The following is a 15,880-nucleotide window of genomic DNA, read 5'->3' as shown; positions in this document are numbered from 1 at the left end:
GGGGGGTGACCGAACACACTCCCTGTCGGTTTGCTGTGAACGGGCGGTTCGTGGAACACGGAGGCCCGTGCGGGCCGTTGTGCAGGGCGTACCACATCGGACAGAAGAGACAGGGACCGGTCCGGAGAACCCGGTAACCACCCGCACTCGACGCCTGGATGCCCGCACCGCCACCGACGACGCAGCGGATGCATCCGAATCGAAGGCAAGGACGAAGACCCATCGTGACGCTGCTGCAGTCTTCCCCCAACGACGCACTCGAGGTGCGCTCGCCCCGGCGCGAGCCGGACACCAGCGGCCTGGTGTCGACCGACCTCGTGCGCGTCTACCTCAACACCATCGGCAAGACCGCGCTGCTGACCGCCGAGCAGGAGGTCGAGCTGGCGAAGCGGATCGAGGCCGGCCTGTACGCCGACCGTCTGCTGGCCGAGAAGCCGGACCTGTCGCCCGCCAAGAAGCGGGACTACAAGATCCTCGCCGTCGACGGCAAGGCCGCCAAGGCGCACCTGCTGGAGGCCAACCTCCGGCTCGTCGTGTCCGTCGCCAAGCGCTACACCGGTCACGGCATGACGTTCCTGGACCTCATCCAGGAAGGGAACGTCGGCCTGATCCGCGCGGTCGAGAAGTTCGACTACACCAAGGGCTTCAAGTTCTCGACGTACGCCACCTGGTGGATCCGGCAGGCGATCACCCGCGCCATGGCCGACTCCGGGCGCACCATCCGGCTGCCCGTCCACCTGGCCGAGCAGGTCAACAAGGTGGTCCGCACCCGCCGGCGCATGCACCAGGAGCTGGAGCGGGAGCCCACCGCGGAGGAGCTGGGTCTCGAGCTGGACATGCCCGAGGCCCGGATCACCGAGCTGCTCGAGTACAGCCGTGACCTGGTCAGCCTCGACCAGACCGTCGGCACCGACGAGGAGTCCCGGCTCGGCGACTTCATCGAGGACGCCGACGCGGCGGTGGCCGAGGACGCCGTCGCCTTCCAGATGATGAAGGGCGACGTCCGCAACGTGCTGAACACGCTCGAGGACCGGGAGCGCGACGTCGTCGTCCTCCGCTTCGGCCTGGACGGCTCGCAGCCTCGGACGCTGGAGCAGATCGGCAAGCAGTTCGGCCTCTCCCGCGAGCGGGTGCGCCAGATCGAGCGCGAGACGATGGCCAAGCTCCGCGACCCGGAGCGGGCCGACGCCCTGCGCGACTACCTGGCGTAAGCAGCGCCCACCACGAGAGCCCGTCCCCGCCAGGGGGCGGGCTCTCGTCGTGCTCCTGGAGTTCTCCTCGTGGTCCTGGGGCCCTGCAGGGCTCCCGCAGCACGAGAAGGGGTCCAGGAGCTAGACGGGCGAGCGCATCCGGCGCGGCCCCGGGTCGACGCGGGCGGTCGGCGGGCCGACGTGCCCCCGTGCCCCGGCGACGACGAGGGACCGGCCCCCGTGCCACGGGTTCGGCGGGCCGACGATCACCGGCTCCAGCGTCAGCCGCAGCACCTCCGGCAGGTCGTCGGCCAGGCGCGCCACCCGCAGCAGCAGGTCCTCCAGCGCCGCCAGGTCGACCGGCTCGGAGCCGCGGTAACCGTTGAGCAGCGGGAACGCCCGCGGCGCGCGGACCAGCTCGGCGGCGTCGAGGTCGGTCAGCGGCAGCGTCCGGAAGGCGCGGTCGCCGAGCAGGTCGGTGGCCACGCCCCCGAGCCCGAAGCTGACCAGCGCGCCGAACGACGGGTCGTCGACGATCTCGACCACGGTGGCCACGCCCGGCGCGGCCATCTCCTGCACGATCACCGGGTCGCCGGACGGGATGGCCGCGAAGCCGGCGCGCACGGCGTCGGCGTCGACCAGGTCCAGCCGGACGCCCCCCAGGTCGGAGCGGTGCCGCAGCCACGGCGCCGTCGACTTCAGCACCACCGGGTACCCGATCTCCTCGGCGGCCGCGACCGCCTGGTCGGCGTCGGTCACGGTCCTGGTGCCGAGCAGCGGGACGCCGTAGCCGGCCAGCAGCCCGATCAGCTCGTCGTCGGTGAGGTCGCGGCCGGCGGGGTCCTCCGCCAGCACCGTGCGCACGAGCGCCTTCGCCGCCGTCTCGTCGACGTCGGGCAGCTCGGGGAGGTCGCCGACAGGGCGCCGGCGCCAGCGCGCGTACTCCGCGACCTTCGCCAGCGCGATGACCGCCCGCTCGGGCGTCGAGTACGACGGCACCGAGCCCCGGCCCGGCATCCCGTCCTCGTCGAGGACGGCGAGCTCGTCGGGGATGCCCTCGGTCGAGAGGAAGCTGGCGACGATCGGCTTCGCGGACGTCATCGCCACGTCGCGCAGCGCGGGGCCGTACTGCTCCGAGCCCGACCGCAACGGTGGGAGGAACACCGCGACGACGGCGTCCACCGCGTCGTCGTCCACGGCGGCCTGCAGCGCCGCGCGGAACTCCTCGGGGCTGCCGGAGACGCCGATGTCCACGGGGGCCTCGTGCGCCAGCGTCAGGCCCTCCTCCAGGACGGCGTCGGCCACCAGCACGCCGATCGCGGTGGAGTTGCCGACGATCGCCACCCGGGGCCCCTCCGGCAGCGGCTGGTGGGCCAGCAGGGTGCCGACGTCGAACATCTGGGCCACGGTCTCGACCCGGATCACGCCGGCGGAGGCGAACAGCGCGGCGACCGACTGCTCCGGCACCGCGACCGACGTGCCGGCCAGCCCCGGCGTCACGTTGACGTGCCGCCCGCTCTTCACCGCGACGACCGGCTTGGTCCGGCCGACGGTCCTGGCCAGGCGGGCGAACTTGCGCGGGTTGCCGAAGCTCTCCAGGTGCAGGAGCACGACCTCCGTGGCCGGGTCGGTCGCCCAGTACTGGAGGAGGTCGTTGCCGCTGACGTCGGCCCGGTTGCCGGCGGAGACGAACGTGGACAGGCCGAGGTTGCGGCTGCGGGCGCTCTCGAGCAGTGCCACGCCCAGCGCGCCGGACTGCGCGAAGAACCCGACCCGGCCGCGGCCGGGGACCATCGGCGCGAGGCTGGCGTTCAGCCGCACCTCGGGGTCGGTGTTGACCATGCCGAGGCAGTTCGGGCCGACGACCCGCATGCCGGACGCGCGCGCGGCGGCGACCAGCTTCCGCTCGGCGTCGCGCCCGTCGGGCCCGGTCTCCCCGAAGCCGCCGGACACCACGACGAGGCCGCGGACCCGCTTGCGGCGGCAGGCCTCGACGACGCCGGCCACCTCCTCGGCGGGGACGGCGAGGACTGCCAGATCCACGTCGTCCGGGATGGACTCGATGTCGGCGTAGGCGGGGACGCCGTTGACGTGCCGGGCGCCGGGGTTGACCGGGTACACCGGGCCGGAGAAGCCGTAGTCGAGCAGGTGCCGCAGCAGCGCGTTGCCGATCTTGCCGCTGTCGTTGCTCGCGCCGACGACCGCGACGGACGAGGGCCGCAGCAGCCGCGCGATGGAGCGCGACTCGCTGCGCTGCTCCCGTTCGTAGGCGACGGCGAGCGCGTCCTCGGTCTGCTCGATGGGGAACGTGAGGTGGACGACGCCGTCCTCGTAGGACCGCTCCGACTGGTAGCCGGCGTCCTGGAAGACCCGCACCATCTTGCTGTTCTGGGCCAGGACCTCGGCCACGAAGTTCTTGATCCCCCGCTCCCGGCCGGCGGCGGCCAGGTGCTCCAGCAGGACCGAGCCGAGGCCGCGACCCTGGTGGGCGTCCTCCACCAGGAAGGCGATCTCGGCGTCGTCGGTGCCCGGGTACCGGTCGAACCGGCCGACGCCGATGATCTGGTCGCCGAGCATGACGACGAACGCCACCCGGTCGACGTGGTCGACGTGGGTGAAGCGGTGCAGGTCCTTGTCGGAGAGCCGCTTCATCGGACCGAAGAACCGGTAGTAGCGGGTCTGGTCGCTGCTGCGGTCCATGAGCCCGGTCAGCCCCTCGGCATCCTCCGGGCAGATGGGGCGCAGGTGCACGGTGCCGCCGTCGGCGGCCACGATGTCGGCCTCCCAGTGCGGAGGGGGCATCGGCCGCTCTTCGGCGGCCACCTCCTGCTCGGTGGCCGCGGGGTCGGTCGTCGTCTGCTCAGTCACGGGGGTCGTCCGGGTCGAGGCCGAAGTAGGGGAAGGCCGCGCGGCGGGTGCGCATGATGGCGCGGTCGACGCGGGACTCGGTGAAGGTGTCCCAGCGGGAGAAGCCGGTGTAGCCGCCCTCGGTCATGTGCGTGGGCGGGCGCGCTCGCAGACCCCGGCGGACGACGTCCTCCCGCCACGACTCGGGGATCTCGGTCGCCGGGTCCAGCGGGCTGCCCGACACCTCCGCGAGCAGGTGGGTCCAGGCGCGCGGGACGCAGCGCACCAGCCCGTACCCGCCCCCGCCGAGCACCACCCAGCGGCCGTCGCAGAGCTCGTGGGCCAGCTCGTGCATGGCCTTGTAGCTGGACCGCTGGCCGTCGACGGTGAGCGCCAGGTCGGCCAGCGGGTCCTCGTGGTGGGCGTCGCAGCCGCACTGGGTGACGAGGATCTGCGGCTGGAAGGCCCGCAGCACGCCGGGGACCACCGCGGTGAACGCCCGCAGCCAGGCGGAGTCGTCGGTGCCGTTGGGCAGCGCGAGGTTCACGGCGCTGCCGAGCGCCTTCTCGGCGTCGCCGGTCTCCTCGGGGTAGCCCGTGCCCGGGAACAGCGTGAGGGGCGTCTGGTGGATGCTGACCGTGAGCACCCGCGGGTCGTCGTAGAAGGCCGCCTGCACGCCGTCGCCGTGGTGCACGTCGAGGTCGACGTAGGCGATCCGCTCGTAGCCCTGGCCGAGCAGCCAGGCGATCGCGATGGCGGCGTCGTTGAACACGCAGAACCCGGAGGCGGCGCCGCGCATGGCGTGGTGGAGGCCACCGGAGATGTTCACGGCGTGCTGCGCGGAGCCCTCGTGCACCCGCTGGGCGGCGAGCACGCTGCCACCGGAGATCAGGGCCGCGGCGTCGTACATCCCCTCGAAGATCGGGTTGTCCGCCGTGCCGAGCCCGTGGCCGACGTCGGGCTCGGACGGCGCGCGCCGGACCGCGTCGAGGTAGGCCGGGTCGTGGACCAGCGTCAGCAGGTCCGTGCCGGCCGGCGCCGGCTTCACCACCTCGAGCCGGTCGGTGGCGAGCACGCCGAGCTGATCGGCCAGCCGCATGGTGAGGTCGAGCCGGACCGGGTGCAGCGGGTGGTCCCCGCCCATCGTGTAGCCCAGGAGCGCGTCGTCCCAGACCACGGCGATCGAGTCGCTCACGGTCCCTCCTCAGCACGTCCCCCGCGGCAGGTACCTCTGTGGCACTGACCTCCGCGCACACCCGGGCCCGGACGCTACCCGGTGGGCGTCCACCGGGCCTCCGCCCGACCACCCGTCCGGCTGACCGGCGCGGCCGCTCCCCACCCGTAGACTCGGTGCCGACACGGAGGAGTACCTGTGAACGACCTCATCGACACGACCGAGATGTACCTCCGGACGATCTTCGAGCTGGAGGAAGAGGGGATCGTCCCCCTGCGGGCGCGCATCGCCGAGCGGCTCCACCAGAGCGGCCCGACGGTCAGCCAGACGGTGGCGCGGATGGAGCGCGACGGCCTGCTGACCGTCGAGGGCGACCGGCACCTGCAGCTCTCCGACGAGGGCCGCCAGCTGGCGACGGCCGTCATGCGCAAGCACCGGCTGGCCGAGTGCCTGCTGGTGGACGTCATCGGGCTGGACTACGCCGACGTCCACGAGGAGGCCTGCCGCTGGGAGCACGTGATGAGCGAGGCGGTCGAGCGCAAGCTGCTGACCCTGCTCGGCAACCCGTCGGTGTCCCCGTTCGGCAACCCCATCCCGGGCCTCGAGGCGCTGCGCGGCGAGGAGACGCTGGGTGGTGAGACGTCGGCGGTCCTCGACTCGCTGACGCTGCTCAGCACGACGGCCACCGCGGAGGGCCGGCCGGTGGTGATCCGCCGGATCAGCGAGCAGCTGCAGGAGAACACCGACCTGCTGCGACTGCTGGCCGATCAGGGCATCCGCCCCGGCGTCACGATGACCGCCCGCCTGGTGGAGGGCTCGGTGGCCCTCGACGACCAGGTGCTGCCCGTGGGTGTGGCGCACCACCTGTTCGTGAGCGCGGTCGACGACTCGCTCACGCCGCTCGAGGCCGCTCCGCTCCTCTGAGCCGGGCTCGCGCGATGGACGAGGCACCGACGGACGGCGGCGCGGACGGGACGGTCCGCGCCGCCGACGTCTTCGTCGCCGACCTCCGCCCCCGTCCGGGCGGTCCGGCGCTGCAGCGCCTGCGGCTCGCCGGCGCGGCCCTCTCCGAGCTCCTGCTGGAGCTGATCCCCTCACCGTCGGTGCACGACGTGGTGGTGACCCGCCGCGACGACGGCACCGAGGTCCTCCGCGAGCCGGCGGGCCCGCCGCTGCGCGCCGGCGAGCTGCTCGGGCAGATCCGGGACGAGCTGGAACGGCTCGATCCCGAGGCGTTCCTGCGGGGCTGGTCGGCCACGCCGCCGTCGTCCTGAGCCGGCCGGGCGGGAGAGCTCGCTCACTACTGTGGGAGAGCACCTCCCTCCCGCCTGCGCACCCGAAAGAAGGCCTCGGTGAGCCCGACCGCCCCCGCCTCCGGCGACTCCTCCGTCGAGGGGCAGGCCGGTCCCTTCGCGGACCTGGCGCAGTTCGTCGCCCTGCCCCGGATCGGCGCGCTCGCGCTGTCGGTCGACGGCACGCGGCTCGCGGTCTCGGTGCAGACCCTGGACCCGCAGAAGAAGAAGTGGCAGGCCGCTCTCTGGGAGGTGGACCCGGCCGGCGAGCGGCCCGCGCGGCGGCTGACCCGCAGCGCCCCGGGCGAGTCGTCGCCGACGTGGGCGCCCGACGGGTCGCTCCTGTTCACCTCCGCCCGGCCCGACCCGGACGCGGCCGAGGAGGGCGAGCCGAAGCCGGCGCTCTGGAGCCTGCCCGGTGAGGGCGGTGAGGCGCGGCTCGTGCTCACCCGCCCGGGCGGCATCTCGGCGTTCGGCGTCGCGGCCGGCACCGGCGACGTCGTGGTCTCGGCGGCCACCATGCCCGGCGGCTCGGAGGCCGAGGCCGACGAGGAGCGCCGCACGCGGCGCAAGGACGCCGGGGTGTCCGCGGTGCTGCACGAGGCCTACCCCGTGCGCTTCTGGGACCACGACCTCGGCCCGGCCGCGCCGCACCTGTTCTGGGCCGGTCGGCTGCCCGCCGACGAGCCCGGCGCCGACCCGGTCCGGCTCCGCGACCTCACCCCGGACGCCGGGCCGCCCAGCGGGGCCGGCGAGCAGTTCACCCTCTCCCCCGACGGCCGGCTCCTCGCCCGGGCCGAGGAGGTCCCGGACGGCCCCGCGGGACGCCGCACCCGCCTCGTGCTCACCAGCACCGACGACGGGGACAGCCGGCCGCTCGTCGACGACCCGGCGGCCGACGTCTACGCCCCCCGCTTCTCCCCCGACGGCGCGTTCCTGGTCTGCGTGCGGGAGGCGCTGTCGACCTACGCCGAGCCCCCGGACTACACGCTGCTGCTGGTCGACCTGGCCGACGGGACCGCGCGCGACCTCACGCCGGGCTTCGACCGGTGGCCGAGCGCGCCGCAGTTCAGCGCCGACGGTGCGGCCGTCTACTTCCTCGCCGACGACGACGGCCGGCACGCGCTGTTCCGCGTCCCCGTCGACGGCGGTGAGCCCGTCCGCCTGACCGGCGACGGCGCCTACAGCGACCTCCAGGTCGCCCGCGACGGCAGCGCGCTGTACGCCCTGCGCTCGGCCTACGACTCCCCCGCCGTCCCCGTCCGGCTCGACCCGGAGGCCCCGCTCCAGGACCCGGCCGTGCTGCCCAGCCCCGGCTCCCTCGGTCCGCTGCCCGGCACCCTCCACGAGGTGGAGGCGACCGCGGCCGACGGCGCCCGCGTGCAGGCGTGGTTGGTCCTGCCCGAGGGGGCCTCGGCGGCGACCCCGGCACCCCTGGTCCTCTGGATCCACGGCGGACCGCTGATGAGCTGGAACTCGTGGTCGTGGCGCTGGTGCCCGTGGGTGCTCGCCGCCCGCGGGTACGCCGTGCTGCTGCCCAACCCGGCGCTGTCGCAGGGCTTCGGCCGCGAGTTCGTGCGCCGCGGCTGGGGCCAGTGGGGCGGCGCGCCCTTCACCGACCTGATGGCGGCGGTCGACGCGGCCGAGCAGCGCCCCGACATCGACGCGTCGCGCACCGCCGCGATGGGCGGCTCCTTCGGCGGCTACATGGCCAACTGGATCGCCACGCAGACCGACCGGTTCCGGGCCATCGTCACGCACGCGAGCCTCTACGACCTCGACTCCTTCGTGGGCACGACCGACGCGGCCTACTACTGGGAGAAGGAGTGGGGCGACCCGCTGGCCGAGCCGAAGCGCTACGAGCAGAACTCGCCGCACCGCTTCGCGGACGCCATCCGGACGCCGATGCTGGTCATCCACGGCGACAAGGACTACCGCGTGCCCATCGGCGAGGCGCTGCGGCTCTGGTACGACCTGCAGAAGCGCGGCATCCCGTCGAAGTTCCTCTACTTCCCCGACGAGAACCACTGGGTGCTGACCCCCGGCAACAGCCAGGTCTGGTACTCGACGGTGCTCGCCTTCCTCGCCGAGCACGTGCTGGGCGAGCAGTGGGAGCGTCCGGAGCTGCTGTGAGCGGGGCACGCCGTCAGCCCGTGCGGTCGGCGGCGCCGCGCTCGATCAGCTCGCGCAACTGCGCCGGGGGGACGCAGGCCCGCAACGCGTCGGCGAGGAGACCGGCCAGCGCGTAGCCCGGTGAGCCGGCGAGCGCCCGGGTGAGGGCGATGTCGGCCATGGCGCCGTCGCCGCGCAGCCAGCAGCTGACGGCGAGCAGCGTCGCCGGGGCGGCGTCGAGGGGTGCCGGCGCTCGCCGGGTGCACTCGGTCCACAGCTGCTCGGCCGCCGCCGCGTCGGCGCCGAGGGCCAGCTCCAGCGCCCGGTCGCGGACGGCACGGTCGCGCAGACCCCACAGCAGCCGGGCCACCTCCCGGTCCGACAGCCGGGCCGCCTCCGTCGGCGCTCCGGGCCGGCAGCGGGCCAGGGCGTCGAGCACGGCGTCCCACGACCACGCGGCCACCTCGTCCCAGCCGGCGACCGCGATCGCATCCGCGCACTCCCCCGCGACCTGCGCGCACGCCTCCGCCATCGCCCGGCGGGCGCCCCCGGCCGGCCGCGTGATCCGCCCGGCCAGCGCGGCCCGGTCCCGCTCGACGACCACGCCGGTCGCCACGGCGGCGGCCTCCAGCTGGGTGACGCCGTCGGGGAGCGGCGTCCCGGCGCCTGGTGAGCAGCAGGCCGCAGGGCAGTCGTAGTCCCACCACCGCCCGTCCCGGACGAGCAGCAGCTGCGTCACCGGGACGGCGTGCTCGGCGAGGGACACGACGACGTCCCAGGCCACCTGCCGGTGCGGCAGGCCGTCAGCGGTGTCGCCGGCCTCGGAGACGATCACGGCCACCACCGCGGCCGGGTCGTCGGTGAGCACCGCGCGGGCCAGCTCGCGGGCCACCGATCGCCCGTGCACGGGGGGCGGCAGGTCCACCCGGAGCGTCAGCCCCAGCCGGTGGCCGGTCTCCCCGGTGAGGCTGAGCAGGACCAGCGACTCGGCCGGCCGGAAGCCGAGCAGGTGCGGGACGGCCGCGGCCAGCTCACCGGGGTCGGAGAGCCGGACGTCGATCTGTCCGGGACGAGGGAGGGCGGCGCGGGCATCCATGCCCGAGACCCTGGGCGCGCCGAGGGGCGCGGACGCCCCGGCCGGACGATCTGTGGAACCGCGACCGGGCTGTGGACGGGTCCGGCGGCTCAGTCCAGCGCCGCGGCCTGCGCCTCGTACGCCTGCGCCAGCAGGTCGGCGAACGCCGCCGGGTCGGCCGGCGCGGCGGCCCCGCCGCCGGCGAGCGCCGCGGTCTCGAGGTTCATGAGGATGAGCACCCGGTCGCCGTCCTGCACCGCGCCGATGAGCGCCGGGACCGTCGGCTGCGTGCCGTCGGGCAGGGTCACCGCGGTCGTGTACCGCAGCAGCGCGGCGCCGTCCCCGAGGTCGTCGACCTCGAGCGGCTCGAAGGTGATCGTCGCCGAGCCGATGTCCGGGGAGGTGAGCTGGGCCTGCGGGCAGCGGGCCGCCGACTCCTCCAGTTGGCCGACGGTGTCCTTCGTCGGTCCGCCGCGCACCAGGACCTCCACCGTCGTGCCCGACCCGGTGGTCGCGCTCTGGGCAGCGATGTCGTCGAAGTCGTCGAAGTCCGGCTGCGTGCCCTCCACCGCGACGGCGCACTCCTCCGGCGTGATCTGCAGGTCCTCGGCGCCCGACGCGGCGAGCCCGGCGCCCTGCGCCAGCTGCTCCGGGGAGATCGCGACGACCGAGGCGTCGGCACCGAACGCGTCGGCGGGCAGCAGCCCGGATGCCAGGTCCGCCTCCGGCGACTCCTCGGCGGCGGAGGAGGACGGCGAACTGGACGACGCCGACTCGTCGCCGCCGTCGTCGCTGCCGCAGCCGGTCACGAGCAGGGCGGATGCGGCGACGGCGAGGATCCCCCGGGCGGTGCAGCGCATGGACCGAACCTAACCCGTCGGGACCGGTCACACCTGGTACTGGACCGCGCTCCGGGCCGCGAGGTGCGGCCGCACGTGCTCGGCGAGGACGGCGAGGTGCACCGGGTCCTGGGCGTAGCGGCGGAACGCCTCGACGTCGGGGAAGTCGGCGACCAGGACGGCGTCGGCGTTGCCGTCTGTGAGCCCCGCGTCGTCGGCGACCTCGAGCGAGGTCATCCCGCCGGGGTCCTGCCGGAGGCCGCGCAGGGCCGCCACGATCGCCGCCCGGCGTTCCGCGTCGGCGGCCGGGGACCAGGTGAAGAGGACGACGTGACGGATCATGCCCGTCACCCTTCCAGCCGACGTGGGGGTCGCCCGGGCGGGTGCCCCGGTTACCGGCTGGTAGCCGGGTGCCGCCGTCCGCTCGTTAGAGTCCGGGACATGGGACGGTCGTTGCGCATCGCACTGCTGTCCTACCGGAGCAAACCGCACAGCGGCGGCCAGGGCATCTACGTCCGGGCGCTGTCCCGCGAGCTGACCGAGCTCGGCCACCGGGTCGAGGTGTTCAGCGGCCAGCCCTACCCCGAGCTCGACCCCGGCGTCCCCCTCACCCGGCTGCCCAGCCTCGACCTCTACCGCGAACCGGACCCGTTCCGCACGCCCCGGCCCTCGGAGTTCCGCGACTGGATCGACGTCGCCGAGTGGGCCACCATGTGCACCGCCGGCTTCCCCGAGCCGATGACGTTCACCCTCCGGGCCGCCCGCCACCTGCTCCCCCGTGCCGGTGAGTTCGACGTGGTGCACGACAACCAGTCGCTCGGCTGGGGTCTGCTGCAGCTCGTCCGCGCCGGCCTCCCGACCGTGGCGACGGTCCACCACCCGATCGCGATCGACCGCCAGCTGGAGCTCGCGGCCGCCACCTCGCTCCGCCGCCGGCTGACGCTGCACCGCTGGTACGGGTTCACCGGCATGCAGGCGCGGGTCGCCCGCCGCCTGGACGCCGTCACGACCGTCTCGGAGAACTCGCGGCGCGACATCGCCACCCACATGGGCCTGCCCGCCACGGGGATCGACGTCATCCCCGTCGGCATCGACCCCGACGAGTTCCGCCCCCCGCCGGCGGGCCAGGACCGCGACCAGGACTCCATCCTCGCGATCACCAGCGCCGACGTCGCGCTCAAGGGCCTGGTCCACCTGCTGGAGTCGCTGGCCAAGCTGCGCACCGAGCGGCCGGTGCGGCTGACCGTCGTCGGCACCGCCCGGCCCGGCGGGCCCGCCGAGTCGGCGCTGGACCGGCTCGGCCTGCGCGACGCCGTCCGCTTCACCGGACCGGTGCCGGAGGCGGAGCTGGTCGACCTGCTGCAGCGCGCCACGGTCCTGGCGATCCCGTCGCTCTACGAGGGCTTCTCGCTGCCGGCGATCGAGGCGATGGCCTGCGCCACCCCGCTGGTCACCACCGACGCCGGCGCGCTGCCGGAGGTGGTCGGCACCAAGGCGGGGCTGCGCGTGAAGGCCGGCGACGTGGGCGAGCTGACCGCGGCCCTCAAGCTGGTGCTCGACTCCCCCTCGCTCGCCGAGCAGCTCGGCCGCGCCGGGCGCCGCCGGGTGCTGGACTCCTTCACCTGGCGCTCCACGGCCGAGCGGACGGCCGGCTGGTACGCCGAGACCCTCGACCGCAAGGGGAAGTGACCCAGTGCTGACCGTCGACTACGACCTCCTCGACCTGCGGCCGGGGATGCGGGTCCTCGACCTGGGCTGCGGCGAGGGCCGGCACGCCTTCGAGGCCTACCGTCGCGGGGCGGAGGTCGTGGCCGTCGACTGGGGCGTCTCCGAGGTCGAGACGACGAAGCGCTGGCTCGGCGCGATCGCGGAGGCCGGCGAGGCGCCGGAGGGAGCGCGCTACGAGGTGGTGCGCGGCGACCTGCTGCACCTGCCCTTCCCCGACGCCAGCGTCGACCGGGTCATGGCCTCGGAGGTGCTCGAGCACATCCCGGACGACGTCACGGCGATGGCCGAGATCTTCCGGGTGCTCAAGCCGGGCGGCAGGGTGGCGGTGACCGTCCCCCGCTACGGACCCGAGCGGATCTGCTGGGCGCTGTCGGACGAGTACCACGCCAACGAGGGCGGGCACATCCGCATCTACACCAAGCCCGTGGTCCGCACGCGGCTCGCCTCCGTGGGCCTGGTGCCCGGCGAGAGCCACCACGCGCACTCGCTGCACGCGCCCTACTGGTGGCTCAAGTGCGCGGTCGGCGTGAACCGGGACTCCGCCCTGGTGCGGGCCTATCACCGGCTGCTGGTCTGGGACCTCACGAAGCGGCCGTGGCTCACCCGGACCGCCGAGCGGTTCCTCGACCCGGTCTTCGGGAAGAGCCTGGTCGTGTACGCCGACAAGCCGGGCACCGTGACCGGGCTGACCGGGGCCGGCGCCGGCGGTGCCGTCCACGCGGAGCGGGAGCAGACCGCTGCCGCCCGCTGACCGGACGGGGACGCTCCCGGAGCTGCCCGGGGTCCTGACCGGGGACCAGGTGCGCGCCACCGTCGCGTGGATCGCCGCGCAGCAGGACGCCGACGGAGCGCTGCCCTGGTCGCGCGGCGAGCAGCTCGACCCCTGGGACTCCGTCGAGGCGGCCATGGCCCTCGACGTCGGGGGCGAGCACGAGCGGGCAGCCGCCGCGTACCGGTGGCTGGCCGGGCGGCAGCGCCCGGACGGGTCGTGGGCCTCGGAGTACCGCGAGGGCAGGGAGACCGCGCCCGCGGCCGAGAGCAACCACTCCGGCTACCTTGCCGTCGGCGCCTGGCACAGCTGGCTGGCGACCGGCGACGAGGAGCTGGTCGAGCAGCTGTGGCCGGTGGTCCGCCGCGGGCTGGACCTGGTCACCCGGATGCAGCTCCCCGGCGGCGCCATCGGGTGGGCCCTGCGGCCCGACGGCACCGCCGACGGCACCGCCCTCCTGACCGGCAACGCCAGCCTCTTCCAGGCGCTGCGGTGCGGGATCGCCCTCGCCGGGCTCCGCGGCGAGGTCCAGCCCGACTGGGAGGTCGCCGTCACCGACCTCGGGACGGCGCTGCGCTCCCGGCCGCAGGACTTCGCCGACCGGTCCCGCTACTCGATGGACTGGTACTACCCCGTCCTCGGTGGCGCGGTGACGGGCGCGGCGGCCCGGGACCGGCTGGCGGCCGGCTGGGACACCTTCGTCGTCCCGGGGCTCGGGGCCCGGTGCGTCTCCGACCGCCCGTGGGTCACCGGCGCCGAGACCTGCGAGCTCGCGCTCGCGCTCGCCGTCGCCGACCAGCCCGACGCCGCGCTCGAGCAGCTCACCGCGATGCAGCACCTGCGCGACGACGACGGCTCGTACTGGACCGGCCTGGTCTTCGCCGACGGCGTGCGCTGGCCGGTGGAGCGGACGACCTGGACCGCGGCCGCCGTCGTCCTCGCCGCCGACGCGCTCACCGGGGCCACCCGGGCCTCCGGGCTGTTCACCGACCCGGAGGCGCTGCCCGCGGCCGGGCTGCCGGAGACCTCGCCGACGACCGGTTCGCTGACGGGAGGAGCGGGCACGGTCCTCCCGTGACCCCCGCACCGCACGAACCGGCCCCTGCTTGCGGTGACGTGACCGTCGTCGTCATGTCCCGCGACCGGCGCGAGGAGCTGCTCGCGACCCTGCCCCGCCACGAGGCCCCGGTCGTGCTGGTGGACAACGCCTCCACGGACGGCAGCGTGGCGGCCGTCCGCTCGGCGCTCCCCCAGGTGACCGTCCTGCCCCTGGCGGAGAACGTGGGTTCCTACGCCCGCACCCTCGGGGTGGAGCGGGCCGGCACGCCGTTCGTCGCCTTCGCCGACGACGACTCCTGGTGGGAACCCGGCGACCTCGCCCGGGCAGCGGAGATCATGCGGGCGCACCCGCGGCTGGCGGTGCTCAACGCCCGGATCCTGGTCGGCCCGGAGGAGCGGCTGGACCCGGTGTGCGCGGAGATGGCCGCCAGCCCGCTCGGCACCGACCCGGATCTGCCCGGCCCCTCGCTCCTCGGCTTCGTCGCCTGCGGCGTGATGGTGCGGACGGACGCCTTCCTCGGGGCCGGCGGCTTCGACCGGGTCATCCGCTTCCCCGGCGAGGAGGAGCGGCTGGCCCTCGACCTGGCCGCGGCCGGGTGGGGCATGGCCTACGTCGACTCGGTGACGGTGCACCACCACCCGTCGACCCGCCGCCACGCGCCCGACCAGCGGCGGGCGGCCATCTGGCGCAGCCGGGTCCTGACCGCCCTCATGCGGCGATCGGCGCCGGAGGTCGCCCGCGTCGTCGTCCAGGGGCTCCGCTCGGGCGCGGCGGAGCGGCATGGCCTGCTGCGCGCGCTGCCCGACGTGCCGGCCGCGCTGAGCCGGCGGCGCTCGCTCCCGGCGCGGGTGCGGGAGGACCTGCGGGTGCTCGCCCGGGACGCGGCATGAGGGACCCGCGGGTCGCTGTCGTCGTCATCACCCACCAGCGACGGGACGAGCTGCTGCTCGCCCTCGACCGGTTGGTCGCGCTCCCCGAGCGGCCGCACGTCGTGGTCGTCGACAACGGCTCCACCGACGGGACCGCCGACGCGGTGCGCGAGCGGTTCCCCGGCGTGGAGCTGATCGCCAGCCCGGACAACCTCGGCGCGGTGGGCCGCAACCTCGGGGTCGCGCGGCTCGGCACGCCCTACGTCGCCTTCTGCGACGACGACACGTGGTGGGAACCCGGCTCGCTGCGGACGGCCGCCGACGTCCTCGACGCCCACCCGCGTCTCGCCGTCGTCACCGGGCGGATCGTCGTGGAACCGGGTGGCACCGAGGACCCCGTCGTCGCCGAGCTGCGCGACTCCCCCGTGCGCGGCGCCGACTGGCTCCCCGGGCCCGCGCTGGGATCCTTCCTCGCCGGCGCGTCGGTGCTTCGTCGCGACGCGTTCGGCGAGGTGGGCGGGTTCTCGGCACGGCTGTGGCTGGGCGGCGAGGAGGAGCTCATGGCCGGCGACCTAGCGGCGGCCGGCTGGGAGCTGTGCTACCTGCCGTCGCTCACGGTGCACCACCAGGCCAGCCGCGCCCGGGACCCGCACCGGCGCCGGCGCGACGGCATCCGCAACACCCTCTGGACCACCTGGCTGCGGCGGCCGGTGCGCCCGGCGCTCCGCCGCACCGTGCACCTGCTTCGGACCGTTCCGCGCGACGGGGTGACCGCGCACGCCCTGGTGGACGCCGCGCGGGGCCTGCCCTGGGTGCTGCGGGAGCGGCGCGTCCTGCCGCCGCACGCCGAGGCGCGGTTCGCCGCACTGGAGGAGGCGCAGCGCACCTCCACCGCCCGCCGGTACGTCAGCTGACCGACGCCGCG

14 protein-coding genes are annotated in these 15,880 nt (G+C 74.9%); 9 read left to right on the top strand and 5 right to left on the bottom strand.

The window, feature by feature from the left end; translation table 11 throughout:
• Window positions 1-224: 224 nt before the first annotated feature.
• Window positions 225-1,211, top strand: coding sequence for an RNA polymerase sigma factor SigB (gene sigB / locus ACI78T_RS14375; protein ID WP_456558792.1), 987 nt, complete (start codon window positions 225-227; stop codon window positions 1,209-1,211).
• A gap of 120 nt (window positions 1,212-1,331) precedes the next feature.
• Here the strand turns inward: sigB and ACI78T_RS14370 are convergent, their stop codons facing one another.
• Together ACI78T_RS14370 and ACI78T_RS14365 are read right to left on the bottom strand one after the other, a co-directional pair.
• Window positions 1,332-4,058, bottom strand: coding sequence for a bifunctional acetate--CoA ligase family protein/GNAT family N-acetyltransferase (locus tag ACI78T_RS14370; RefSeq protein WP_456558791.1), 2,727 nt, complete (start codon window positions 4,056-4,058; stop codon window positions 1,332-1,334).
• Window positions 4,051-5,232, bottom strand: a complete 1,182-nt coding sequence (locus ACI78T_RS14365; protein ID WP_456558790.1) for an acetoin utilization protein AcuC — start codon at window positions 5,230-5,232, stop codon at window positions 4,051-4,053. Before ACI78T_RS14365 ends, ACI78T_RS14370 begins: the two co-directional genes overlap by 8 nt.
• A 177-nt stretch (window positions 5,233-5,409) precedes the next feature.
• On the opposite strand from ACI78T_RS14365, the gene ACI78T_RS14360 reads away from it, so the two are divergent.
• The 3 genes from ACI78T_RS14360 (at window position 5,410) to ACI78T_RS14350 (ending at window position 8,636) form a co-directional block, all read left to right on the top strand.
• Window positions 5,410-6,135, top strand: coding sequence for a metal-dependent transcriptional regulator (locus ACI78T_RS14360; protein ID WP_456558789.1), 726 nt, complete (start codon window positions 5,410-5,412; stop codon window positions 6,133-6,135).
• A gap of 14 nt (window positions 6,136-6,149) precedes the next feature.
• Entirely contained in the window at window positions 6,150-6,485 is a 336-nt protein-coding gene (locus tag ACI78T_RS14355; protein WP_456558788.1) for a hypothetical protein, read from the top strand.
• 78 nt (window positions 6,486-6,563) lie between these two features.
• Window positions 6,564-8,636, top strand: coding sequence for a S9 family peptidase (locus ACI78T_RS14350; protein ID WP_456558787.1), 2,073 nt, complete (start codon window positions 6,564-6,566; stop codon window positions 8,634-8,636).
• 13 nt (window positions 8,637-8,649) lie between these two features.
• Here ACI78T_RS14350 and ACI78T_RS14345 read toward each other — a convergent pair whose 3' ends face one another.
• The 3 genes from ACI78T_RS14345 to ACI78T_RS14335 all read right to left on the bottom strand — a co-directional run bounded on the left by ACI78T_RS14345 (window position 8,650) and on the right by ACI78T_RS14335 (window position 10,871).
• On the bottom strand, window positions 8,650-9,711 hold the full coding sequence (locus ACI78T_RS14345; RefSeq protein ID WP_456558786.1) for a DUF4192 domain-containing protein: 1,062 nt from the start codon (window positions 9,709-9,711) through the stop codon (window positions 8,650-8,652).
• Window positions 9,712-9,800: 89 nt separating this feature from the next.
• Complete coding sequence (locus tag ACI78T_RS14340) at window positions 9,801-10,550, bottom strand: hypothetical protein (protein WP_456558785.1); 750 nt, start codon at window positions 10,548-10,550, stop codon at window positions 9,801-9,803.
• Window positions 10,551-10,577: 27 nt separating this feature from the next.
• Window positions 10,578-10,871 carry a Dabb family protein gene (locus tag ACI78T_RS14335; protein WP_456558784.1) on the bottom strand — a complete coding sequence of 98 codons (294 nt, stop codon included), beginning with the start codon at window positions 10,869-10,871 and terminating at the stop codon, window positions 10,578-10,580.
• Window positions 10,872-10,970: 99 nt separating this feature from the next.
• On the opposite strand from ACI78T_RS14335, the gene ACI78T_RS14330 reads away from it, so the two are divergent.
• The 5 genes from ACI78T_RS14330 to ACI78T_RS14310 are packed head-to-tail and all read left to right on the top strand — an operon-like array spanning window position 10,971 to window position 15,869.
• Entirely contained in the window at window positions 10,971-12,218 is a 1,248-nt protein-coding gene (locus tag ACI78T_RS14330) for a glycosyltransferase family 4 protein (RefSeq protein ID WP_456558783.1), read from the top strand.
• Between the two features lie 4 nt (window positions 12,219-12,222).
• Window positions 12,223-13,008, top strand: coding sequence for a class I SAM-dependent methyltransferase (locus ACI78T_RS14325; protein ID WP_456558782.1), 786 nt, complete (start codon window positions 12,223-12,225; stop codon window positions 13,006-13,008).
• A 49-nt stretch (window positions 13,009-13,057) separates the two neighbouring features.
• Window positions 13,058-14,104: a prenyltransferase gene (locus ACI78T_RS14320; RefSeq protein WP_456558781.1), complete on the top strand. Its 1,047-nt coding sequence runs from the start codon at window positions 13,058-13,060 to the stop codon at window positions 14,102-14,104.
• A complete protein-coding gene (locus tag ACI78T_RS14315) occupies window positions 14,101-14,976 on the top strand; it encodes a glycosyltransferase family 2 protein (protein ID WP_456558780.1) in 876 nt (291 codons plus the stop codon). Before ACI78T_RS14320 ends, ACI78T_RS14315 begins: the two co-directional genes overlap by 4 nt.
• Entirely contained in the window at window positions 14,973-15,869 is an 897-nt protein-coding gene (locus tag ACI78T_RS14310) for a glycosyltransferase family 2 protein (protein WP_456558779.1), read from the top strand. The genes ACI78T_RS14315 and ACI78T_RS14310 overlap by 4 nt, the downstream gene beginning before the upstream one ends.
• The last annotated feature ends 11 nt before the right edge of the window (window positions 15,870-15,880 follow it).

Source organism: Blastococcus sp. SYSU D00922 (assembly GCF_054050495.1).
This window is presented reverse-complemented; position numbering and strand designations above follow the sequence as displayed.

Coding starts and splice junctions, on each gene's coding strand:
- ACI78T_RS14335 (WP_456558784.1), bottom strand. CDS start 10,871: ATGATCCGTCACGTCGTCCTCTTCACCTGGTCCCCGGCCGCCGACGCG.
- ACI78T_RS14345 (WP_456558786.1), bottom strand. CDS start 9,711: ATGGATGCCCGCGCCGCCCTCCCTCGTCCCGGACAGATCGACGTCCGG.
- ACI78T_RS14330 (WP_456558783.1), top strand. CDS start 10,971: ATGGGACGGTCGTTGCGCATCGCACTGCTGTCCTACCGGAGCAAACCG.
- ACI78T_RS14310 (WP_456558779.1), top strand. CDS start 14,973: ATGAGGGACCCGCGGGTCGCTGTCGTCGTCATCACCCACCAGCGACGG.
- ACI78T_RS14340 (WP_456558785.1), bottom strand. CDS start 10,550: ATGCGCTGCACCGCCCGGGGGATCCTCGCCGTCGCCGCATCCGCCCTG.
- ACI78T_RS14355 (WP_456558788.1), top strand. CDS start 6,150: ATGGACGAGGCACCGACGGACGGCGGCGCGGACGGGACGGTCCGCGCC.